At 64.8% G+C, this 22,146-nt stretch carries 19 protein-coding genes, 1 tRNA gene and 1 pseudogene; 12 read left to right on the top strand and 9 right to left on the bottom strand.

Going from position 1 to position 22,146, the window contains the following annotated elements; genetic code table 11:
• Positions 1 to 59: 59 nt before the first annotated feature.
• From EWE75_RS15580 to EWE75_RS15570, 3 genes are all read right to left on the bottom strand, one after another.
• Positions 60 to 359 (bottom strand): addiction module antidote protein, encoded by a 300-nt coding sequence (locus tag EWE75_RS15580; RefSeq protein WP_130159028.1) that lies wholly within the window; start codon positions 357 to 359, stop codon positions 60 to 62.
• Between the two features lie 50 nt (positions 360 to 409).
• Complete coding sequence (locus EWE75_RS15575) at positions 410 to 706, bottom strand: type II toxin-antitoxin system RelE/ParE family toxin (RefSeq protein WP_130159027.1); 297 nt, start codon at positions 704 to 706, stop codon at positions 410 to 412.
• A gap of 296 nt (positions 707 to 1,002) precedes the next feature.
• Positions 1,003 to 1,079 (bottom strand) — tRNA-Pro (locus tag EWE75_RS15570).
• 191 nt (positions 1,080 to 1,270) lie between these two features.
• Between EWE75_RS15570 and yajC the strand changes: the two genes are divergently transcribed.
• From yajC to EWE75_RS15550, 4 genes are all read left to right on the top strand, one after another.
• The gene (gene yajC / locus EWE75_RS15565; RefSeq protein WP_130159026.1) at positions 1,271 to 1,621 is read left to right on the top strand and encodes a preprotein translocase subunit YajC; all 351 of its coding nucleotides are present in this window, start codon (positions 1,271 to 1,273) and stop codon (positions 1,619 to 1,621) included.
• Positions 1,622 to 1,625: 4 nt separating this feature from the next.
• Complete coding sequence (secD, locus tag EWE75_RS15560) at positions 1,626 to 3,224, top strand: protein translocase subunit SecD (protein WP_130159025.1); 1,599 nt, start codon at positions 1,626 to 1,628, stop codon at positions 3,222 to 3,224.
• Between the two features lie 100 nt (positions 3,225 to 3,324).
• Positions 3,325 to 4,293 (top strand): protein translocase subunit SecF, encoded by a 969-nt coding sequence (gene secF / locus EWE75_RS15555; RefSeq protein ID WP_130159024.1) that lies wholly within the window; start codon positions 3,325 to 3,327, stop codon positions 4,291 to 4,293.
• 23 nt (positions 4,294 to 4,316) lie between these two features.
• A complete protein-coding gene (locus EWE75_RS15550; RefSeq protein ID WP_130159023.1) occupies positions 4,317 to 4,691 on the top strand; it encodes an Mth938-like domain-containing protein in 375 nt (124 codons plus the stop codon).
• A 16-nt stretch (positions 4,692 to 4,707) separates the two neighbouring features.
• Here the strand turns inward: EWE75_RS15550 and EWE75_RS15545 are convergent, their stop codons facing one another.
• On the bottom strand, positions 4,708 to 5,874 hold the full coding sequence (locus EWE75_RS15545; protein ID WP_130159022.1) for a glycosyltransferase: 1,167 nt from the start codon (positions 5,872 to 5,874) through the stop codon (positions 4,708 to 4,710).
• 942 nt (positions 5,875 to 6,816) lie between these two features.
• Positions 6,817 to 7,641 (bottom strand): class I mannose-6-phosphate isomerase, encoded by an 825-nt coding sequence (locus tag EWE75_RS15540; RefSeq protein WP_130159021.1) that lies wholly within the window; start codon positions 7,639 to 7,641, stop codon positions 6,817 to 6,819.
• A 174-nt stretch (positions 7,642 to 7,815) separates the two neighbouring features.
• Here EWE75_RS15540 and EWE75_RS15535 point away from each other — a divergent pair, with 174 nt between their 5' ends.
• Both EWE75_RS15535 and recN read left to right on the top strand, forming a co-directional pair.
• Positions 7,816 to 8,616 (top strand): outer membrane protein assembly factor BamD, encoded by an 801-nt coding sequence (locus EWE75_RS15535; protein ID WP_130159020.1) that lies wholly within the window; start codon positions 7,816 to 7,818, stop codon positions 8,614 to 8,616.
• A 22-nt stretch (positions 8,617 to 8,638) separates the two neighbouring features.
• Positions 8,639 to 10,303, top strand: coding sequence for a DNA repair protein RecN (gene recN / locus EWE75_RS15530; RefSeq protein WP_130159019.1), 1,665 nt, complete (start codon positions 8,639 to 8,641; stop codon positions 10,301 to 10,303).
• Between the two features lie 18 nt (positions 10,304 to 10,321).
• Here the strand turns inward: recN and EWE75_RS15525 are convergent.
• A pseudogene (locus tag EWE75_RS15525) lies at positions 10,322 to 10,667 on the bottom strand (GIY-YIG nuclease family protein).
• A gap of 479 nt (positions 10,668 to 11,146) precedes the next feature.
• Here EWE75_RS15525 and EWE75_RS15520 point away from each other — a divergent pair.
• From EWE75_RS15520 to typA, 5 genes are all read left to right on the top strand, one after another.
• Positions 11,147 to 11,353 carry a cold-shock protein gene (locus EWE75_RS15520; RefSeq protein ID WP_069204309.1) on the top strand — a complete coding sequence of 69 codons (207 nt, stop codon included), beginning with the start codon at positions 11,147 to 11,149 and terminating at the stop codon, positions 11,351 to 11,353.
• A 66-nt stretch (positions 11,354 to 11,419) separates the two neighbouring features.
• Positions 11,420 to 11,623, top strand: a complete 204-nt coding sequence (locus tag EWE75_RS15515; protein ID WP_130159018.1) for a hypothetical protein — start codon at positions 11,420 to 11,422, stop codon at positions 11,621 to 11,623.
• A gap of 108 nt (positions 11,624 to 11,731) precedes the next feature.
• A complete protein-coding gene (ligA, locus tag EWE75_RS15510; RefSeq protein ID WP_130159017.1) occupies positions 11,732 to 13,867 on the top strand; it encodes an NAD-dependent DNA ligase LigA in 2,136 nt (711 codons plus the stop codon).
• A 185-nt stretch (positions 13,868 to 14,052) separates the two neighbouring features.
• Positions 14,053 to 17,328: a TonB-dependent receptor gene (locus EWE75_RS15505; protein WP_130159016.1), complete on the top strand. Its 3,276-nt coding sequence runs from the start codon at positions 14,053 to 14,055 to the stop codon at positions 17,326 to 17,328.
• A 146-nt stretch (positions 17,329 to 17,474) separates the two neighbouring features.
• Positions 17,475 to 19,316, top strand: coding sequence for a translational GTPase TypA (typA, locus tag EWE75_RS15500; RefSeq protein WP_130159015.1), 1,842 nt, complete (start codon positions 17,475 to 17,477; stop codon positions 19,314 to 19,316).
• 251 nt (positions 19,317 to 19,567) lie between these two features.
• Here typA and EWE75_RS15495 read toward each other — a convergent pair whose 3' ends face one another.
• Both EWE75_RS15495 and EWE75_RS15490 read right to left on the bottom strand, forming a co-directional pair.
• A complete protein-coding gene (locus EWE75_RS15495) occupies positions 19,568 to 19,837 on the bottom strand; it encodes a hypothetical protein (RefSeq protein ID WP_130159014.1) in 270 nt (89 codons plus the stop codon).
• A 97-nt stretch (positions 19,838 to 19,934) separates the two neighbouring features.
• A complete protein-coding gene (locus EWE75_RS15490) occupies positions 19,935 to 20,723 on the bottom strand; it encodes an HNH endonuclease (RefSeq protein WP_130159013.1) in 789 nt (262 codons plus the stop codon).
• Between the two features lie 171 nt (positions 20,724 to 20,894).
• Between EWE75_RS15490 and EWE75_RS15485 the strand changes: the two genes are divergently transcribed.
• Positions 20,895 to 21,962, top strand: coding sequence for a hypothetical protein (locus EWE75_RS15485; protein WP_130159012.1), 1,068 nt, complete (start codon positions 20,895 to 20,897; stop codon positions 21,960 to 21,962).
• Here EWE75_RS15485 and EWE75_RS15480 read toward each other — a convergent pair.
• Complete coding sequence (locus EWE75_RS15480) at positions 21,938 to 22,123, bottom strand: hypothetical protein (RefSeq protein ID WP_130159011.1); 186 nt, start codon at positions 22,121 to 22,123, stop codon at positions 21,938 to 21,940. The genes EWE75_RS15485 and EWE75_RS15480 overlap by 25 nt on opposite strands.
• Positions 22,124 to 22,146: the final 23 nt, after the last annotated feature.

Genomic DNA, 22,146 nt, shown 5'->3' with positions numbered 1-22,146 from the left:
AGGCGCGGCTTTGCCGCGACTGACGGCGCGCGGGGCATGAAGCGCCCCGCTACGAAAATTCAGGCGTGCTCAACCTCTTGTGGCTTGGCGGCAAGTTGCAGGCCGAGCGCATCCACTACCCGCAGGATGGTATCGAGCGTGGGATTGCCGTTCTCGCTGAGCGCTTTGTGCAGCGCTTGCCGGCTCAGGCCGGTTTCGGCGGCAAGCTGGGCAATGCCCCGAGATTTCGCGACGGTGCCGAGCGCGGCGGCGATGTAGCCGGCGTGCTTGGTTTCAAGCGCGTCGCTCAGAAGCTCGGCGTGATCCTCAGTGGTGGCGAGGTACTTCGACGCGTCGAAGTCTTTGATACGCGTGTTCATAGGATTGCCCTTATATGAACCAATATTACCGGATGTGTTGTGGAGGCGGATCATTCGATATCGTCGGCCATCTCCTTCGCCTTGGCGATATCGCGCCGCTGGGTGGATTTCGTTCCACCGTACAGCAGAAACACAACGGCGTTGCCGATGACGGCATAATAGACGCGGTAGCCTTGACCCACGTCGATCCGCATCTCCGACACACCGTCTCCGAGCGACTTTACGTCGCCGAACAGACCACCCTCAACCCGAACGATCCGCCGGACGATCGCCTTCTGGGCGATCCGGTCGGTGATGCCATCAAGCCACTGCTCGAAGTCTTCGGTCTGTTTGACTCGATAGGCCACTTGTCGCCTTTATGCGACAAGACGTCGGCCGTCAACTAAAAGCGACAAGAACGAGCTCTGAAATTCGTGGCGTACGCGATCTCGCAAATCATCTGCTGCCGAATGGTTACGCCGAATTGTCTCCACCAACGAAGATCGATTGGGACGCGAAACGGCGGATGCCGACATGAAGCGAGCCATGCGCGCCGATCTGGGAGTCACGCGTTAACCACTAATGCTAGTGTGCCACTCACCGAGGCTGACGCGAGGCCTCGGCACCAACGGCGAGTTCAAACGCATTCATACTTGGTGTTCTCTGGTCGGGGCGACAGGATTCGAACCTGCGACCCCCACACCCCCAGTGTGATGCGCTACCAGGCTGCGCTACGCCCCGACCGAGGGAGGCGCGTGTAGGCGGAAGGCTCGCGGGATGCAAGCGGGATCGGCATTGCCTCCGCCGCCCCCACTCGCGCGCAGCGGATTGTTGCGTGGTCCTCGCGATGATGGTAGCGCGCGCCGCTTGTAAGCGGGGCGGCTGCCGCCTCCGCGCCCGGTGCTTTGCCGGCAGCTTTTGTTCAGGACGCCATGTTCGCCACCTCAGCCCTTGCCGCTTCCGCCACCTCCGCATCCGCCGTCGGCGGTAACGGTAGTGTGGCGTCGATGTTCCTGCTGTTCTTCCCGTATATCGCGATCGCCGTGGTCGGCTATTTCCTGCTGCTGCGCCCGCAGCAACAGCGCATCAAGGCGCAGCAGGCCAAGATCAACGGCGTCAAGAAGGGCGATTCGGTCGTCACCGCCGGCGGCGTGCTCGGCAAGGTGACCAAGGTCGAGGATCAGTATGTCGAGGTTGAGGTCGCTCCCAACGTCCGCATCCGCGTCGTCAAGGCGACGCTGACGGAAGTGACCAACCCGCTCGCCAAGCCCGCGAACGACTGATCCGATGCTCGATTTCCCGCGCTGGAAGATCGCCTCGATCCTGGGGTTGCTCGCCTGCCTGATGGCGCTGGCGATCCCGAGCTTCTTCCCCGAAGACCAGACCAAGGCGTGGGGCTGGATTCCCCATCCGCGCGTCAACCTCGGTCTCGATCTCGCCGGGGGCAGCTATCTGCTGCTCGAGGCGGACACCGCCGATCTCGCGAAGACGCGCATCGGCACGATGCGCGACCAGATCCAGAGCGAGATGTCGCGCGCACCCGCGATCGACATCGGCGACATCGCCACCGACAACGGCAAGATCAGCTTCATGCTGCGCGACGTCACCAAGGTGGATGCGGCGCGTGAGCGGCTCAACAAGCTGACCGCTGGCGCCGGGCTGACCGGCCAGCGCGACTGGGATCTGAACGTCGTCGATTCGTCGCGCGTGGTGATGACGCCGACTCAGGCCGGCTTCGACCAGACGCTCAACCAGGCAATGGGCGACGCGACCGAAGTCGTGCGCAAGCGCATCGACGAACTCGGCACCAAGGAGCCGACGATCGTCCGCCAGGGCAACGATCGCATCGTCGTGCAGGTGCCGGGGCTGCAGAACCCGCAGGCGCTGAAAGAACTGCTGGGCCAGACCGCCAAGCTCGAATTCAAGATGGTCGACGAGACGCCGGTCGATCCTGCGCAGGCCGCCAAGGGCATCGTGCCGCTGGGCGACCAGATATTGCCCTATGTCGAGGGCGGGCCGGGCGCGACGATCATGGTCAAGCGTCAGGCGATCCTGACCGGCGACCAGCTCGTCACCGCGTCGCAGGGGTTCAAGCAGGACGACAATTCGCCGATCGTCAACTTCACCTTCAACAGCGAAGGCGGCAAGAAGTTCGCGCGGATCACGCAGACCAATATCGGCAAGCGTTTCGCGGTGATCCTCGATGACAAGGTCATCTCGGCGCCGTCGATCAACACCGAGATTCTCGGCGGCAGCGGCTATATCGAGGGGCGTTTCACCGTCGCGAGCGCCAACCAGCTCGCCATCGCGCTGCGCTCGGGCAAGCTGACCATCCCGCTCAAGGTGGTCGAGGAGCGCACCGTCGGCCCCGATCTCGGCGCCGATTCGATCCATGCCGGCGTGCTCGCCTGCACGATCGCGGTGATCGCGGTGATGATCTTCATGTTCGTCACCTACGGTCGGTTCGGCTTCTATGCGAACCTTGCGGTCATCATCAACGTCGTGGTGATCGTCGGTGTGCTGGCGCTGCTCAACTCGACGCTGACGTTGCCGGGCATCGCCGGCTTCGTGCTGACGGTCGGCACTGCGGTCGACGCCAACGTGCTGATCAACGAACGTATCCGCGAAGAGCGGCGGCGCGGGCGCAGCGTACTCCAGTCGGTCGAGCTGGGGTATAAGGAAGCCAGCCGCACGATCTTCGAGGCGAACGTGACGCATGCCATTTCGGCGATCATCATGCTGCTGATGGGCTCCGGCCCGATCCGCGGCTTCGCGATCGTGCTGCTGATCGGCATCGGCACCTCGGTGTTCACCGCCGTCGTGTTCACGCGGATGCTGGTGGTGACGTGGATCCGCCGCGCGCGGCCTACGGATATGAATATATGAGACCGATACCGTCACCCCAGCGAAAGCTGGGGTCTCCCTGTGGCGCGCGTAACGCCCTCCCCGAAAAGACCCCAGCTTTCGCTGGGGTGACGAGACCCGTATGCGCCTGCTGAAACTCGTTCCCGACAACACCAACCTGCCCTTCGTCTCGCTGCGCGCGTGGGCGTTCGGGTTGACGATGCTGCTGTCGATCGCCGCGATCGGGCTGACCGTCGCGCGCGGGCTCAATCTCGGCGTCGATTTCGTCGGCGGTTTGATGATCGAGGAGAAGTTCGCGACGCCGCCGCATCTCGATTCGCTGCGCTCGACGATCGACAATCTCGGCCTGGGCGAAGTGCGGCTCCAGCAGTTCGGCGATCCCAAGACGGTGTCGATCCGCTTGCCGCCGCCCAAGAGCACCGACAAGGGCGCGACCGACGCGGTCGTCCAGAAGGTCCAGGCGGCGATCAACGCCAAGTTCCCCGACGCCAAATTTTCCAAGCAGGACGCGGTTTCGGGCAAGGTCTCGAACGAGCTGATCTGGAAGGGTGCGCTCGCGGTGGTGCTGGCGGTGTTCGGCATCGGCCTGTTCGCGATCTTCCGCTTCGAATGGCAGTTCGGCGTCTCGACCGTGGTCGCCATCGTCCATGACGTGCTGATGACCTTGGGCTTCTTCGCGCTGACGCAATTGGAGTTCGACCTCAACATCGTCGCGGCGGTGCTGACCATCATCGGCTATTCGATCAACGACAAGATCGTCATCGACGATCGCATCCGCGAGAACATGCGCCGCTATCGCAAGATGGACATGCCGCAGATCGTCGACCTCTCGGTCAACGAGACGCTGCCGCGCACGGTGATGACCTCGCTGACGATCCTGATCGCGCTGGTCGCGCTGCTGATCTTCGGTGGGCATGTGCTGCAAGGCTTCACTGCGGCGATGATCCTCGGCATCGTGGTCGGCACCTATTCGTCGATCTACGTGTCGTCCTCGCTGCTGATCTCGCTGGGCCTGCGCCCCGACCCGACCAAGAGCGATACCACGACCAAGGCGGTGCCGAGCGAAGGCATGCCGCCCAAGAAGCGCTGATCCGCCGTGCGTATGGACGCCTTATGAGGATGGACAGGGAGCAGAACAGCGACGGGCCGATCGTCTCGGCCTTTTCGCTCGGCGGCTTCAAGGTCGATGATGGCGTGTACCGCGCGCTGCTGCTCACGCCCGAGCGCGCCGATGGCTGGGAACCGCCCGCGCTCGACGCGCTGACGGTGGACGCGGTGGCGCCGTTGCTCGCGCTCGATCCCAAGCCGGAGTTTTTGCTGCTCGGTACGGGCGCGACTTTGGTGCGCCCCCCGGTCGCGTTTGTGCGGGCGGTCGAGGCGCTGGGGTACGGCATCGAGGCGATGGACAGCCGTGCGGCGGCGCGTGCCTGGGCGGTGCTGCGCGGCGAGGGGCGCTGGATCGCGGCAGCGTTGTACCCTTTGAGCTAACCCCACGCGGGTTGGTTTAGGCTGAGACCAAATTTCGTAGGTGCGCGTACAGCGCATCGGTATTCGCGCTCCATGTGAACCGCTCCGCGCCCTTGCGAACAGCCTCTTGCATCGGCGGGGCGGCGAGGACCTCCCCGATCGCTCGCGTGAACGCGTTCGCCTCGCGGGCGACGACGCGCCCGTAAGCGACATCGGTCACCACTTCGCGCGCGCCGCCGGCATCGGTGATGACGATCGGCGTGCCGCACGCCAGCGCCTCGACCCATGCGTTCGCCAGCCCTTCCGACGCGGAGGCGAGCGCCATCACGTCGGCGGCGGCGATCAGCGCGGGCAGATCGGCGTGGGGCAGCGCGCCGAGCAGGCGCACACGGTCGCCGATGCCGAGCGCGGCGATCTTCGCCTCCAACGTAGGCCGCGCCGCCCCTGCCCCGGCGATCAGCAGCGAGGCGCCGGGTATCGCGGCGACCGCGTCGATCACCACGTCATGCCCCTTGCGTGGGATGAGCGCGCCGACCGAGACGACCAGCGGCCCGGTAACGCCGAACTTAGCTTTCGCTCCCGTACGGTCGCGCGGCGCGAAGCGGTCGAGATCGACGCCGGTATGGTGGACGCGGATCGTCTCAGCGGGGATGCCGAGCGCGGTCATGTCGGCGCGCATCGCTTGCGAGACCGCGAGCACTCCGTCCGCCTGCCGCCCGGCGGCGATCACCTGTGCGGCGGTGGCGGGCGCGGTGCCCCAATGGTGGATATCGGCGCCGCGCGCCTTGATCGAGACCGGCACGCCCAGCGCCTTGCCGAGCGCGACTGCCGCGGGGCCGTCGGGGAAGAAGAACTCCGCGTCGATCACGTCGAACGGGAAATCGCGGCGGATGTCGGCGAGCAGCGGCGCGAGCGCGCGGACCAGCGCGGGCACATGGAAGCGGCCCGCTGTTCCGGGCAGCGTGAGGAAGCGCGGACGCCGCACGTCGAGGCCCTTCCACGGTTCACGCGTCGGCAGGCGTGCGAGCGGGGCGTAATGGCCGTGCCGCGACAGCGGCCACGGCGGCAGCCCGACCGGGGCTACAACGCGCAAATCGATATCGCGGTGCGCGGCAAGGCCAAGCGTCTGCCGCTCGACGAACACGCCGAGATTGGGCGCGGCGGCATGCGGGAACAGGGTGGCGAGGGTCAACACGCGGAGCATAGTGCCGGGCTTAGCGGGTGAAGGTTAAGACTGCGCTGCATCACTTTTCCGGCACTTAAATCCGGCATTGTGGCGCGAGTGTTGGTCTGGCTTTTGGTCCGTCTATCGTTCCACGAGTTAGTTGAAGTTTTTACGTCCACGAGTTATATCGTTAGTCGCAATGTCGGTTAGGTGTGTGATCATCTTCCCGAACGATGGCCCCGGCCGTGGCAGCGGTCGGGGCCAAATCGTAAAGGGGGCCAAGCTGGCAGGCCCGACCCCCTCCGCTAGAGTGAGCCTTGCGGCTTACTTCCGGCGAGCCGCTTCAATGATCTGCACCACCAAAGCGGCGAAAGCGATCGTCAGCAAGCATAGGCTGACAATCAAAGTTGCAATGTCGATTGTTATGTTAATCACCTCCTTTTGGGCGGTAGGTTTTGCTCCCCGTGACAGACAGAGAGCGACCGCCACGGCCCGTCTAGCCAGCCGAGCAGATTTGCGCGACCAACATTAACGCGAACCAAATCGAACCGAAGCCGCTGGCGTCTAGAGTAGCTAGGATTGGCAAATGGCCTGGACGGGGTCGTTCATGGCCCGAGCTACCGCCTTTTCCCCGCGCGTTCCTCGGGGGATTTCCGCCAAACTCGCGCTCTCTTCTCCGCCAACGAATTGGCAACGGCGGTGCGCAAGGTCGATCCCTCGGCCTTGCGGGCGTCGAGAGCGAGGTGAACGCCGCGCTTGATGCGAAGGCCTCCGAGATCGGCAACGCATTCGCTATCCGCCCGAGCAGGATGCGGGCGGGGCGGCCGTCATCAGTCGGACGATACTCCCGATGCGGTGGATCTCGTGGGGCTGATCTCGGAAGGCACGTTGCGCCGTTCTTACTGAGTCCGTCGAAGCCAGCCGCTCAGGACAGGCTTCGACACGCTCAGGGCGAACGGTTGGGAATACGATTCCCGGCGATCAGATGCGCTTGTCACCCGGATAGGCGAACAGCACGTCGCTGCCCGCCGCCGCGTCGATGTGGCACACCCCGGTCAGCGTCAGGCATTCGCCGGCTTTCCAGGCGACGCCGTCCGCCACGCCCGATCCGGTGACGGGGACGAACCAGCCGGTCACGCCCTCGGGCAGCGTGATGTCGCGGGCGCCGCCGGCGAAGCGTTCGATCACGAATTTGGGGCCTTCCGCCAAAACCGTGTGATCGCGGCCGTCGGGCGCGGGGGTGGGCAGTGGCACGAACGGCTCTGGGTCCGAAGCCGCAACGCCCGCGTCGAGATGCAATTCCCGATCGCTGCCGTAATCGTACAGGCGGTAGGTGAGATCGACGTTCTGCTGGATTTCGATCACGGTCAGCCCGGCACCGATGGCATGCACCGTGCCAGCCTTCGAATAATAAAAGTCGCCAGCCTTGACCGGCTTCCAGTCGAGCAGATGCTCGATCGACCCGTCGAGCGAGGCGGCACGCAGTTCGTCGCGGGTCATCGGCGCGAGCGTGCCGATCGCGATCGTCGAGGTCGGCTCGGCGGCGAGGATCAGCCATGCCTCGTCCTTGCCGCGCGGATAGCCCGCCGCGCGCGCCGCCGCGTCATCGGGGTGGACCTGCACCGACAGGCGATCGCTGGTGAACAGATATTTGATGAGGAGTTCGGGTTCGCCGGCGTGCGGGGTCTGGAACCACACTTCGCCGATCGCGGGCGACTCCGCCGCCGGATCGGGGAAACCCGGCCACAGATCATGCCGGCCCCAGGGCTTTTCCACGCGCTTGGTTGCCAGAAGAGTGGCCGTCATTCGAATCTCCGCTGCATTTGCGTAACGATCTAGCCCGAACGCGCCGGGTCTGTCATCCGATCCCTTGGCAATCCTTCCCGATCCGGCGCCATCCGTGGCGGAAACGTGGCGGCGATACGGCTTTTTTCGAAGGGGATTGTTCGTGGCTCAGGCGTTCGGCTAAGGGTGCTGGCGATGCGTATCCCAATGTCCCGCTCGATCGCGCTCGCGCTCATCGCCGCTTCGGCGCTTCCTGTCGCCGGCTGCGCTTCGCGCGGCAAGGCCAAGGCCGATATCCCCTATGTCGCGCGCGATGTCGGTACGCTCTATACGGCGGCGCGCAAGCGGCTCGACATGGGCCAGTACAAGCTCGCGGCGGCGCTGTTTGATGAGGTCGAGCGTCAGCATCCCTATTCGATCTGGGCGCGGCGCGCGCAGTTGATGAGCTCGTTCAGCTATTATCTCGCGCACGATTACACCAGCTCGATCCAGGCGGCGCAGCGCTTCCTGTCGGTCCACCCCGGCAACCGCGACGCGCCTTATGCCTATTATCTGATCGCGCTCGGCTATTACGAGCAGATCAGCGACGCAACCCGCGACCAGAAGATCACCCAGCAGGCGCTCGACGCGCTGGGCGAGTTGATGCGGCGCTATCCTACCAGCAAATACGCCTCCGACGCGCGGCTGAAGGTTGATCTCGTCCGCGATCACCTTGGCGGCAAGGAAATGGAAATCGGCCGGTTCTACGAGCGGCGCGGCCAGTGGCTGGCGGCATCGATGCGTTTCCGCACCGTGATCGACGAGTATCAGACCACCACGCACGCGCCCGAGGCGCTGATGCGGCTGACCGAATGCTATCTCGCGCTCGGCGTGCGCGAAGAGGCGGAGAAGGCGGCGGCGGTGCTCGGCGCGAACTATCCGGGCACGCCCTGGTATGCCCGCGCGTACAAGCTGATGCAGGATCATCCGGTCAAGCTGGCCGCGAAAAAGGCCTGATCGTCAGGCCGGAGGCGCTGACATGCTGACCTCGCTTTCGATTCGCGATGTGGTGCTGATCGAGGCGCTCGACCTCGATTTCCACGAAGGGTTGGGCGTGCTGACCGGCGAGACCGGGGCGGGCAAGTCGATCCTGCTCGATTCGCTTGGGCTGGCGCTCGGCGCGCGGGGCGATTCGGGGCTGGTGCGGCAGGGTGCAGCGCAGGCGGTCGTCACCGCCGTGTTCGATACGCCGCACGCGGATGGCGCGATCGCGGCGCTGCTCGCCGAAAACGGCTTCGATCTCGAAGCCGGCGAGCCGCTGATCGTGCGCCGCATCGTCAAGGCCGATGGCGGCAGCCGCGCGCTCGTCAACGGATCGGCGGCGCCGGCCGCGCTGCTGCGCGAACTGGGCGCGCACCTCGTCGAGATCCACGGCCAGCATGACGATCGCGGGCTGCTCGCGGCGAGCGGACACCGCGCGTTGCTCGACAGTTTCGCGCGGATCGATACCGGCGCGGCCACGCGCGCGCACCGCGCCTGGCGCGCCGCCGAGGACGCGCTGGCGGTGGCGCGCGCCGATCTCGACACGCAGGAGCGCGACCGCGAATGGCTCGAACATGCCGTCGCCGAGCTGCGCGGCTTCGCCCCCGAGCCGGGCGAGGAGGAGGAACTGGCAACGCGGCGCGCCGGGATGCAGCGCGGCGAAAAGATCGCTGGCGATCTGCAGGCGGTGGCCGATCTGCTCGAAGGATCGGACGGCGGGCTGGCGCGGCTGCGGCAAGCGGCGCGCATCCTCGAGCGGCTAACCGAGGATCACGAGGCGCTCGCCGAGGCGCTGGAGGCGATCGACCGTGCGATCAGCGAGGCCGACGCGGCGCAGGACGGCATCGATACCGCCGCGCGGGCGCTGGCGTTCGATCCGGCGCAACTGGAGGCCGATGAGACGCGGCTGTTCGATCTGCGCGCGCTGGCGCGCAAACACCGTGTCCAGCCCGATGCGCTTGCCGAACTGACCGAAGAGCTGGGGGCGCGGCTCGACCTGCTGGAGAGCGGTGGCGCCGGACTGGCTGCGCTGGAGCGCGCGGTGGCGCAGACCGCTGCCGCCTATGATGCCGCCGCCGCCACGCTGACCACGGCGCGCACCGCTGCGGCTACGCGACTCGACGCGGCGGTGAAGGCCGAACTCGCGCCGCTCAAGCTCGACGCGGCGCGGTTCCGCACCGTGGTCGCGCCGCTGTCGCCCGCGCAATGGAGCCCGAGCGGCAAGGACCGCGTCGAGTTCGAGATTTCGACCAATCCGGGCGCGCCGTTCGCGCCGCTGGTCAAGATCGCCTCGGGCGGCGAATTGTCGCGCTTCATCCTCGCGCTGAAGGTCGCGCTCGCCGAGGAGGGTGGCGCCGCGACGATGGTGTTCGACGAGATCGACCGTGGCGTCGGCGGCGCCGTCGCCAGCGCGATCGGCGAGCGGCTCGCGCGGCTGGCGGAGCGCACGCAAGTGCTGGTGGTGACACACAGCCCGCAGGTCGCCGCGCGCGGGCGCCAGCATTTGCTGATCGCCAAGAGCCATGACGGTCTGGTCACGCGCACCGGCGTCCGCCAGCTCGACGCGGGCGAGCGGCGCGAGGAGATCGCGCGGATGCTGTCGGGCGCGACGATCACCCCCGAGGCGCGCGCGCAGGCGGAGCGGTTGCTGGAGACGGCGTAACGGGGTGATCCCGTTCCGTCACCCCGGCCTTGTGCCGGGGTCCACCGCAGGACTGGGTGGTGACGCCAGCCGCGCAAGCCCCAACCCCACCGCAAGATCGTTCCACGCCGGGTTCTCGCGCTCGATCAGGTTGCGCTTCCAGTCACGCCGATAGCGCTTCAACTGCTTTTCGCGTGCGATCGCGGCGTCCATCGTCTCGGCAACTTCAAAATAGACGAGGCGGCGAATGCCATATTTGCGCGTGTGACCGTCGAAGGTGCCGGCGCTGCGCGACGCGGCCGGGCAAGTTCGATGTCACGCCGACATAAAGCCGTCCGTTGAAACCGCTCGCGAGCAAATAGACGCATGGTATGCGCTCAACCATCTGCGGCACCGCGTGCTGCGGGGTGGACCCCGGCACAAGGCCGGGGTGACGATGACGGGGTCGTGCCGATCGGCGGCGTGTCGTCGATCGCCGGCGCCTGGGCCAGCGCAAGGAGCAGGATCAGCATCGCCGCAGCATAGTAAAACGGCGGTGCGAGCCCGAGTCAGGATTAGCGGGCGACACGCGGCGCAGGCTGTGCTACACCATCGGTATCCCGCGACCTGGCCCTCAAGCATCGTCGGACTGAGAGACTCCCGCGCTCCCGCTTGTTGGCGACGGACGTGTGCTTTGGCTCTCCTTTCACACATCCCGACGCCACGCGACTGCCTTTTGGCCGTCGCTGTGCCAGCGCGCTTGGCCATCGGCTGAGCGCAGCCCCTCGTAGACGCCGGCCGGGGCCGGACGGTGTCTGCGTCTCTGATCTCGGCCCCAACCGGCACCGCGCCAACGCCCGGTGCCGCTACGCTAAGGAAATACCCATGCCGATTGGCACCGTGAAATTCTTCAACGCCGACAAGGGCTATGGCTTCATCGCGCCGGAAGACGGCGGCAACGACGCCTTCGTCCACATCAGCGCGGTGGAAGCCGCTGGCATGCGCACGCTCGATCGCGAGCAGCGCGTGAATTACGAACTGGAGCAGGATCGTCGCGGCAAAACGTCCGCGGTCAATCTGAGCGCAGCGTAAACGGATCGGGTGGCACGGGGAATCCTCCTCGCGCCGCCCGCCTTCCCTTCCTTGCGGAGATACGCGATGAGCACCACTGTTCTTTTCTACCAGGATCGCGCGCGCCAGGCGCACGCCGATGCCGCGTCCGCAACCCTCGACAATGTCCGCGACCGCTGGCTACGCGCCGCCAAGGCGTGGGACGAAATGGCGGTCCGCGCCGAGAAGACCGAACAGCGCCGCTCGGTCAACGAAGAAGCCAAGCTCAGCGTGAGCATGATGGCTGTCTGAACCGTTCCGCTCGTACCGGGCGTGGTGTGAACCGCTGCGCCTGGGACGAACCCCGCACGAACGATGTCGCGCTTGATCCCCGGCCCCGCTCTCGTCTAGCCCGTCGCGATGTCGACACCGCTGCCCGAGACCGAAGACGCCGCCGCCGCAGACCTCGCCGCGCTTGCCGCCGAGATCGCGCATCACAATCGCCGCTATCATACCGAGGACGCGCCCGAGATTTCGGACGCCGACTATGACGCACTGGTGCGCCGCAACGCCGCGATCGAAGCGGCTTTCCCGCAGCTCGTCCGCGCCGATTCGCCCTCTGTTCAGGTCGGTGCGGCACCGTCCGGGCATCTCGCCAAGGTCGCGCATGCGCGGCCGATGTTCAGCCTCGACAATGCCTTCAGCGATGAGGAGGTGGCGGACTTCCTCGGTCGCGTGCGGCGCTATCTCAAGCTCGCCGACGACGAGCGAATCGCGCTCACCGCCGAACCCAAGATCGATGGCCTGTCCTGCTCGATCCGCTACGAGCAGCGCCGGCTGGTCCGTGCGCTGACGCGCGGCGACGGGCACATCGGCGAGGACGTCACCGCCAATGTCCGCACCATCGCCGACATTCCCGATGCCCTGCCCGACGGCGCGCCCGACGTGTTCGAGGTGCGCGGCGAAGTGTATATGGCGAAGGGCGATTTCGCCGCGTTGAACGCGCGGCTGCTCGCCGAGGCGGAAGCGGCCGGCAAGGACGCGCGGCAATTCGCCAACCCGCGCAATGCCGCCGCCGGATCGCTCCGCCAGAAGGACGCCGCGATCACCGCGCAGCGTCCGTTGCGGTTCTTCGCCTGGGGTTGGGGCGAGACGTCGGACCTGCCGGGCGAGACGCAAAGCGCGGTGATCGCGGCGATCCGCGACTGGGGCTTTCCCGTTGCCGCCGCGTTCCGCCCCGGCGGCCCGCTGGAGGACGCACTCGCCACCTACAAGGCGATCGAGACCGAGCGCGCCGACCTGTCGTTCGATATCGACGGGGTGGTCTACAAGGTCGACCGGCTCGACTGGCAGCAGCGACTGGGTTTCGTCGGTCGCGCGCCGCGCTGGGGGCTGGCGCACAAATTCCCCGCGCAGCAGGCGCAGACCACGCTGGAGCGGATCGACATCCAGGTCGGCCGCACCGGCAAGCTCACCCCCGTCGCGCGGCTCACCCCGGTTACCGTCGGCGGTGTCGTCGTCACCAACGCGACTTTGCACAATGCCGACGAGATCGCGCGGCTGAACGTGTGGCCGGGCGACCGCGTGGTGTTGCAGCGCGCCGGCGATGTGATCCCGCAGATCGTCGAGAACCTCTCGCGCGACGAATCGCGCGGGAGCTGGCCGTTCCCGACGCATTGCCCGATCTGCCAGTCCGAGGCGGTGCGCGAGGATGAGGAGATCGACATCCGCTGCACTGGCGGACTGATCTGCCCGGCGCAGCGGCTCGAACGGCTCAAGCACTTCGTCTCGCGCGGGGCGCTCGATATCGAGGGGCTTGGCGAGAAGACGCTTGAGGAGTTCATCGCGCTGGGCTGGATCACCGAACCCGCCGATATCTTCCGGCTCGCCCAACACCGCGACGACCTGATCGGGCGCGAGGGGTGGAAGGACAAATCGGTCGAGAACCTGCTCGACGCGATCGAGGCGAAGCGCACGCCCGATCCGGTACGGCTGCTGTTCGGGCTTGGCATTCGCCACATCGGCATCGTCACCGCGCGCGACCTGTTGCGGCGCTACCGTACGCTGCCCGAGGTTCAGGCGCTCGCCGACGCGGTGATCGCACTGCGCGACGGCATGACCCCGGCGCTGGCGGAGGAGCCGCGCAAATTTCGCAACCGCGTCGACAAAGCGGTCGCCGAGCATATCGGCATCGAGAATGTCGGCGCCGCCGTCGGCAACGCGCTCGCCGACTTCTTCCACGAACCGCACAACCGGACGGTGTGGAGCGATCTGCTCGGCGAGGTAACGCCGCCGGCGTTCGCCCAGGATACCCGCGAGTCGCCGGTCACCGGCAAGACGATCGTCTTCACCGGCACGCTCGAGACGATGAGCCGCGACGAAGCCAAGGCGCAGGCCGAGTCGCTCGGCGCGCGCGTGGCGGGGTCGGTTTCCGCCAAGACGGATCTGGTCGTGGCCGGGCCGGGCGCGGGATCGAAGCTCAAGAAAGCGAGCGATCTTGGTGTCGAAGTGATCGACGAGGCCGGCTGGGCGGCGCTGGTTGCGGGAGCGATCTGAAGACGCGGGTTCGTTTCGGACCCGGTGATGCTTTTTTGCAACGCGGCAAAACTAGCTGCGCCGGGGGGCTGGCGCATGACCCCTTTGTCATTTTACTTAAATAATCAGGTCGCAGTGGGCCGGGGACGGCGCGGACACCGCGCGGACTCGCGACATCGCGATAAAAAATACTTGGGGGTTCAAACATGCGTAATCAACTGCTTATGGGCGCAGCGATCGCCGCCTTGGTGATGCCGGCTGCGGCCAGCGCCCAGGAAACGACGGCTACCGTGCGCGGCAGCGTAGTCGCTCAAGGTGCTCCGGTCGCTGGCGCTGCGGTCGTCATCGAAAGCAGCACCACTGGCGCGCGTTCGACAGCGACCACCGACAGTTCGGGTTCGTTCAACTTCAACGGCCTGCAGGCAGGTGGTCCGTACACGCTGACCGTGACCAGCGCGCAGGGCAATTCGACCATCACCGACATCTTCACCGTCGTCGGCCAGCCCTACGACCTCCCGGTCGACCTCGCCGAGCAGACTGGCGGCTCCGACATCGTCGTCACCGCCAACCGGGTGCAGGGCGCCGGCGTCCGCTCGGACGGCCCGCAGACGATCCTGACCGCAACCGACATCGCGCGCGTGGCTTCGGTCAACCGCGACATCCGCGATCTGGCGCGCCGCGATCCGTTCGCGCGCTTCGAGGACACGTCGGGTTCGGGCGGCGGCAAGGCGATTTCGTTCGCTGGCGTCAACCCGCGCTACAACAAATTCTCGGTCGACGGCGTCACCGTCAGCGACAATTTCGGTCTCAACTCGGACGCCAACCCGACCCGTCGTGGCCCGGTGCCGCTCGACGCGATCGGCCAGTTCTCGACCTCGGTCGCGCCGTATGACGTGCGACAGGGCGGTTTTCAGGGCGGCGCGATGGACGCCATTCTGAAGAGCGGCACCAACAAGTTCCACGGCAGCGGATTCTTCAGCTACAACAGCGACGGCCTGACCGGCGATGCGCGTCGCCTCGGCGCCACCAAGCTCAACTTCGACAGCAAGACGTACGGCGTCACGCTGTCGGGCCCGATCATCAAGGACAAATTGTTCTTCATGGTCTCAGGTGAGCGGAACACGGAAGGCAACCCGCTGTCGCCTGCACCTGGGCAGGTGCCGAACCTGACCCAGTCGCTGATCGACAGCGTCACCAGTGCCGCTAAGACCGCGTTCCCGGACTATAACGTGGGCGGCGTGCTGACCTCGTCGTCCGATAAGGACGAGAAGATCGTCGGTAAGATCACCTGGAATATTTCGGATCGTCAGAAGCTCTCACTCAGCTACATCAACGCTTATGACGAAACGAACTTTCTTCAAAATTCGAACACGTCGAGGTCCACGCCCCAACTTGGCCTGTCGTCGGACGCCTATAAGGCGACCGAATTGCTGCGCGCCGGCATTGTCCAGTTGAACTCGGACTGGACCGATCACCTCTCCACCGAGGCACGCTTCCTCTACAAGAGCTATGATCGCGGTCAGCTCTCGCTCGGCGGCAATGCCTTCGGCCAAAACCGCGTCTGCACCGCAGCGACCAGCATTACTAACGGCAATAATGGTGATTCGTTCATCGCCTGCGGCAGTGGCGCCCCGGGTGTTGGCGGCAACCCGGTGGTCACCTTCGGCCCGGACAGCTCGCGCCAGTCGAACGTCTTCAACACCGATACGTATTCGGGTTCGTTCCTGATCCGCTACAATGCCGGCAACCACGACATCAAGCTGTATACCCAGTACGATCAGGTGAAGATCTTCAACCTGTTCCTGCAGAACACGCGCGGCAACTGGTATTATGACTCGACCGCAGATCTGGCGTCCCGCACGGCTAGCTCGGTCACCTATCAGAACGCAGCAACCGGCAACCCTAACGACGCCGCCGCCAGCTTCGGCTACCAGCAGTACCAGTTCGGCCTGCAAGACGATTGGCGCGTCAACGACCAACTGACGATCACGGCTGGCGTGCGGTACGACCTGTACGGCTCGCACTCGCCGGTGCCGCTAAACCCCGGCTTCACCGCACGCTACGGCTTCCCAAACACCTTGAACTATTCGGGCCTCGGCCTGCTCCAGCCGCGCGTGAGCTTCAACTACAAGCCAGTTTCAGACATCTCGATCCGAGGCGGCTTCGGCATCTTCGGCGGCGGTTCGCCGGATGTGTATCTGTCGAACAGCTACTCTAGCGCGGGCGCCGGCATCGGCGGGGTCGGCATCACCAGCCTGACGATCAACCGCACCGGCACCAACACCTACACGCTGAACGGCGCATCGATCGATCCGGCGATCGCCAGCGCGATCCTGCACAATCCGGGCGGCGCTACGATCCCGGCGCAGCTTCAGGCGTTGATCCCGAACGGCCCCAATTCGCTCGCCAACATCAACGCGCTCAGCCGCGATTTCCGCATACCGTCGGTCTATAAGGGCACGCTATCGGCGGACTGGACGCCGAACAACCTGCTGGGCGGCGGCTGGGACTTCGGCGCCGACTTCTACTGGAGCAAGGTCAAGGATCAGGTGTATTTCACCGATCTCCGCTCGATCCCGATCGGCACGCTGCCGGATGGCCGCACCCGCTACGGCCCGCTGATCGGCTCAGATACCAACACTGACATCATTCTGGCCAACACGAGCAAGGGCCGCAGCTATATTGGCGTGGTTCGTGCAGCCAAGACCTTCGATTTCGGTCTCGATCTCGACGTGTCGTACACGCTGCAGGACGTGAAGGATCAGACCCCGGCGACCTCATCGACGGCGGGTTCGAACTACGGCAACGGCGCGTTTCTCGACGGCAGCGGCGCGGCCTATGGCGTCAGCAACGACCAGTCCAAGTGGTCGTTCAAGTATGGCGTCGGTTTCCACCACGCCTTCTTCGGCGACAACACGACGACGTTCCAGTTGTTTGGCTCAACCAACGCCGGGCGGCCGTACAGCATCACCATGCAGGATCTCGGCACGGGAAACCGAAGCTCCGTGTTCGGTGTGACCGGTCGTGACGATCGCTTCCTCCTGTACGTGCCGACCGGCCCGAACGACCCGCTGATCAACATGACGCCCGAAGTTGCCGCCGCGCTCGACAAGATCATCGTCGATAACGGTCTGGAGCGTTATCGCGGCAAAATATTGCCGCGCAACGTCGTCCGCTCGCGCGCCTATACTCAAATGGATCTTCATGTAGCACAGGAATTACCCCTCTTCGTCGGAAAGTCGAAACTAACCCTGTTCGGTGACATCCAGAACTTCCCCAATCTACTCAACAAGAAATGGGGTGGTTTCCGCCAAGCTGCTTTCCCGTATGTCGAGGACGTCATCTCGGTGACGTGCGCCACTGTCGACACCAACACCTGCGCGAAGTACAATTACACTCTGCCGATTACGCCGAACACGAGCGTGGCCGAAATCAAACCGTCGCTCTACTTCATCCGCATCGGCGCGCGCGTCAGCTTCTGAGCTCCGCCGCATCGTGCCATCGCCGCCGCTCCCGAAAGGGGGCGGCGGCTTTGTTTTGGGGTTTTTGACGCCCCCTTTCCGTCAGGCGCCATTTAGGCTATCGGCGCCGGGAATCCTTTTCACTCAAAAGCATCGGGCAGTATTTCATGAGCCTCCGCAATGTGGCCATCATCGCGCACGTCGATCACGGCAAGACCACTCTCGTCGACCAGCTTTTCCGTCAGTCGGGCACGTTCCGGGACAACCAGCGCATCGAAGAGCGCGCGATGGATTCGAACGATCTCGAGAAGGAGCGCGGGATCACGATTCTCGCGAAATGCACCTCGGTCGAGTGGGATGACGGCAGCGGCACGCATACGCGCATCAACATCGTCGACACCCCCGGCCACGCCGATTTCGGCGGTGAGGTGGAGCGCATCCTGTCGATGGTCGACGGTGTGATCCTGCTGGTCGACGCGTCGGAAGGCGCGATGCCGCAGACCAAGTTCGTCACCGGCAAGGCGCTCGCGCTGGGCCTCAAGCCGATCGTCGTCGTCAACAAGGTCGATCGCCCGGACGAGCGCATCCAGGAAGTGCTCGACGAGGTGTTCGACCTGTTCGTGACGCTCGACGCGACCGACGAGCAGCTCGACTTCCCGGTGCTCTACGCATCGGGCCGCAACGGCTATGCCAATGAAGGCGACTACACGCTGCGCGAGGGCACGCTGAAGCCGCTGTTCCAGAAGATCGTCGATCATGTGCCGCCGCCTGCGGCCGATCCCGACGGCCCGTTCAAGTTCCTGGTGACGCTGCTCGACCGCGACAACTTCCTCGGCCGCATCCTCACCGGCCTGGTGTTCTCGGGCTCGGTCAAGACCAACATGCCGATCCACGCGCTCGATAACGACGGCAAGATCGTCGAGACCGGTCGCGCCTCCAAGATCATGACCTTCCGGGGCCTCGAGCGCGTGCCGACCGACGAGGCGAACGCGGGCGACATCATCTCGATCGCCGGCCTCACCACCGCGACCGTCTCCAACACGATCTGCGACCCGAGCGTGAGCGAGCCGCTCCACGCGCAGCCGATCGATCCGCCGACGCTGTCGATGCGCTTCGCCGTCAACGATTCGCCGATGGCGGGCCGTGAGGGCAGCAAGGTGACGAGCCGCATGATCCGCGACCGACTCGCGCGCGAAGCCGAATCGAACGTCGCGATCAAGGTGACCGAGAGCGAGGACAAGGACAGCTTCGAAGTCGCCGGGCGCGGCGAGCTTCAGCTCGGCGTGCTGATCGAGACGATGCGCCGCGAGGGCTTCGAACTCGGCATCAGCCGCCCGCGCGTGCTGTTCGGCGAGGACGAGACCGGCAAGAAGACCGAGCCGTACGAAACCGTCATCATCGACGTCGACGAGGAATATTCGGGCACGGTCGTCGAGAAGATGAACCTGCGCAAAGCCGAGATGACCGACATGCGCCCCTCGGGCGGCGGCAAGACCCGCATCACCTTCTCCGCGCCGTCGCGCGGGATGATCGGCTATCACGGCGAGTTCCTGTCGGACACGCGCGGCACCGGCATCATGAACCGGCTGTTCGAGAAATACGGCCCGCACAAGGGCAAGATCGAAGGCCGCAAGAACGGCGTGCTGATCTCGAACGGCGCCGGCGAAGCCAACAGCTACGCACTGGGGCCGCTCGAAGAGCGCGGCATCCTGTTCGTCGGCCACGGCGAGGCGCTGTACGAGGGCATGGTGGTCGGCGAGAACGCCAAGCCGGATGACCTCGAGGTCAACCCGATGAAGGCCAAGCAGCTCACCAACTTCCGCGCCAGCGGCGGCAAGGACGACGCGATCCGCCTGACCCCGCCGAAGAAGATGACGCTGGAACAGGCGATCGCCTATATCGACGACGACGAGATGGTCGAGGTGACGCCGAAGTCGATCCGGCTGCGCAAGCGCTATCTGGACCCGAACGAGCGCAAGCGCGCGAGCCGGGCTAAGCAGGCCGCCTGAGGACGGCTGCGCGCGCCGTAGCGCAAGCTACGGCGCGCTTCCGGCAGCCGGCCCGGCCGGCGCCGCTACAGCGGCGGCCGACGACGCGACTTTGCCGCGGCGGGTACAATTATAGCCACCTCTAAACCGCACCGCCAATTAAGTGTTGCCAAGCCCAGCGCCACGAAGAGAACTTCCGGTATCAGTTCAAAGGCTGAAAATAGCTCATCAAGCCTTATAAGCTCAATTACGCATCGCAGCTCGTACATTTATTAACGGCCGTGCGGTGAAAGTCGACAATCCCAGTCTTTTACCGAGTTAAAGTTTTCGACGAGCTTGCTTGCCGCACCCCAAACTTCCAAGTCGTTTTTACTGGAATGCATGTCGCTGAACGCTATGAATTCGTGCCAGCAATGATCTTCCGATGTAGGACCATTACTAAATCTGTAAAGATCTTTGTATAAAGTTGGCAAGCCAACTTGCTCCGCGATGAAGAACTCCTCACTTTCAAGCCGTATCAAAATAGCTTCGCGATCTTTCACGGAAATCTTTCCGCTAATCGCAATGGCTCCGTGTACCTTGAAATTAGAGGCGTCACGATAGCAATATTCAAAATACGTCAATGAACTTTCGAGACTATTATACATTGCCGTGATACCCCAGAAAGCAATTTTCATGGTGCCACTGTAAAAACTCGGAATTCGGATTGAACCGGCTTGCTTCGAGAAGCACCGTGCCCTCGTATGGTCGAAAGAAAGAGCGCGTTTCAGCGCTTTCGCTTTTCAGCAGACCATCGGAAAATCGTGCTCTCCCGCTTTTATCAACAGCCATCAATCCTCGATCAAAGGCTCGATCGAATGTAGCAGAAAGACACAATCCGTTTTCAGGGTTATGTCTATTTTTCTTATCAACACTCCACGGTACGATATGGCTTGCATTTAGCAGCCTTGGGTCTGCGATACCTGTCACACAACATTTATTGTCATAGTTTGCCAACACAGCGCGGCGGAAAAAATTCTGCCCCACTCTCTGCTCGATAATCGCTGCGACTGTCGTCGCTTCCCCAGAGAAAGGCTCATAGATGAAATCGCGCCTTTCTTCTTTGAGCGTATTATCCTCACCTAATTCTGAAGGAACGAAGTTCTCAGCATCGGCTATAAGACGAGTCCAATCACCGTTGAAATCGGCCCAAACCTGCCTATCCAAAGCGGTAGCTCCCACCAATCCCTTACGTCCAGAATTCGTTATTTTCGGATCTAAACTAGCAAAATTGGCGAGTTTCATGGCTATTGAGGAAGGCGTGCGACCGAACATACGCGCAAGCGCGATTATCTCCGTGTTACCAGAATGAAGTTGCCCAAACGGAAGCTGAAAATAGAGATAGAGAGCGCGCTTGGTTTCAGCTTCGGTCCAACGTTTGATAGCCATCCCGCCCCGTCCCCGCTGCGCCCAATTTGATTGAGCCTCCTAAGTACGAATTCATCGTATCGTTGACAGCCCACGCTTCGCAAGAACAAACAAAAAACAAACCCCTGTCCTACAGCCCCCAACCTGACATACCTACCACTCCCGCATCACCAGCCACGGGAGCCACCACCCATGCAAAACCGCGCCCCCATCCCGCGCGAAGACCGCCCCGCCCTCCCCGACTTCGCACCCGTGCCGCGCAAATACCGGCATGATGGCTGGACGCCCGCGCGGCAGAAGGCGTTCATCGAGGCGCTGGCCGATACCGGAGCGGTCAGCCGGGCGGCGCGGATGGTCAATATGGCGCAGGCGAATTGCTATACGCTCAGGCGGGCGCCGGGGGCTGAGGAGTTCCGGCGGGCGTGGGATGCGGCGCTCGATTTCGGGGTGCAGCGCTTGAAGGATGTCGCGTTCGAGCGCGCGATCGAGGGGTATCTGGTGCCGGTGTTCGTGGGCGGCAAGCTCGCCGGATATCGGCGGAAAACCAATGACGCGCTGCTGATGTTCTGCCTGCGCCATTACGGGCAGGATGCGCAGGGGCGGCGCACCAAGGTCGAGTATTTCAGCACGCGCGCCGAGGCGGGGAGCGCGGACGGGGGTGCGGTCGCGCGGGCGTCTACGACGACGGTGCGGACGGTTATCTCGGGCGACGGGCGCGATGCGGGCGGGGCCGAGCGTGGCGATGCGGCGGCGCGAGCGCTGGAGGACTTCGCCGGGGTGGCGCTCGACGCGCAGGCGGAGGCGGCGATCGCGGCGGCGCTGGCCGATTGCGCGGCGCGCCAGCGGGCGGCGGATGCTGTGATCGAGCAGGGCGGCATGCACGCGGCGGCGGCGCAGCTCGACGATCCGACCGCGCCGTTCGTGCGCTGCGACGAGGCCGACGAGCCGACCTGGCTGACGCAGGAGCCAGTGATGCCGGTCGAGGATGTCACGCTGTTCGCAGGCGACGAGGCGCTGTGGGCGATGACCGGGGAGTGCGCGCCCGAGGTGGCGGTGGCCGAGGTGTGCCCGGCGGCGGGCGATGCCGCTTTGCCCCCGGTCGATACGCTGCTGCGCGCGCTGGCGACCGAGGCGCGCGAGACCGCCGCGAGCGACCGCGCCGCCGCGTCCGAGCGTGGGACGCGGCGGGGCGGCAAGCGGGCGCGCCGGCGGGGTCGCGCGGCGCGCCCGGTCGCTCAGGCGCGGGCTGGCCCGGCGTAGCGCGCGGCGGGCTCGCGGCGGCTGAGCACGTTCGCGAGCGCGGCGCGTTCGGCCTGCATCGCGCTCCAGTGCGGCAGATGCTCGTCGGCGAGCGGCGGGATCGTCACGGTCTCGCGCGCGTCGAAGCCGACCAGGGCGGCATCTTCAGAGTTTACGATCACACATACGATCTGGGATATCTCGC

The sequence above is a fragment of the Sphingomonas populi genome, assembly GCF_004208535.1.
In the GTDB taxonomy this organism is placed as follows: Bacteria; Pseudomonadota; Alphaproteobacteria; order Sphingomonadales; family Sphingomonadaceae; genus Sphingomonas; species Sphingomonas populi.
This window is presented reverse-complemented; position numbering and strand designations above follow the sequence as displayed.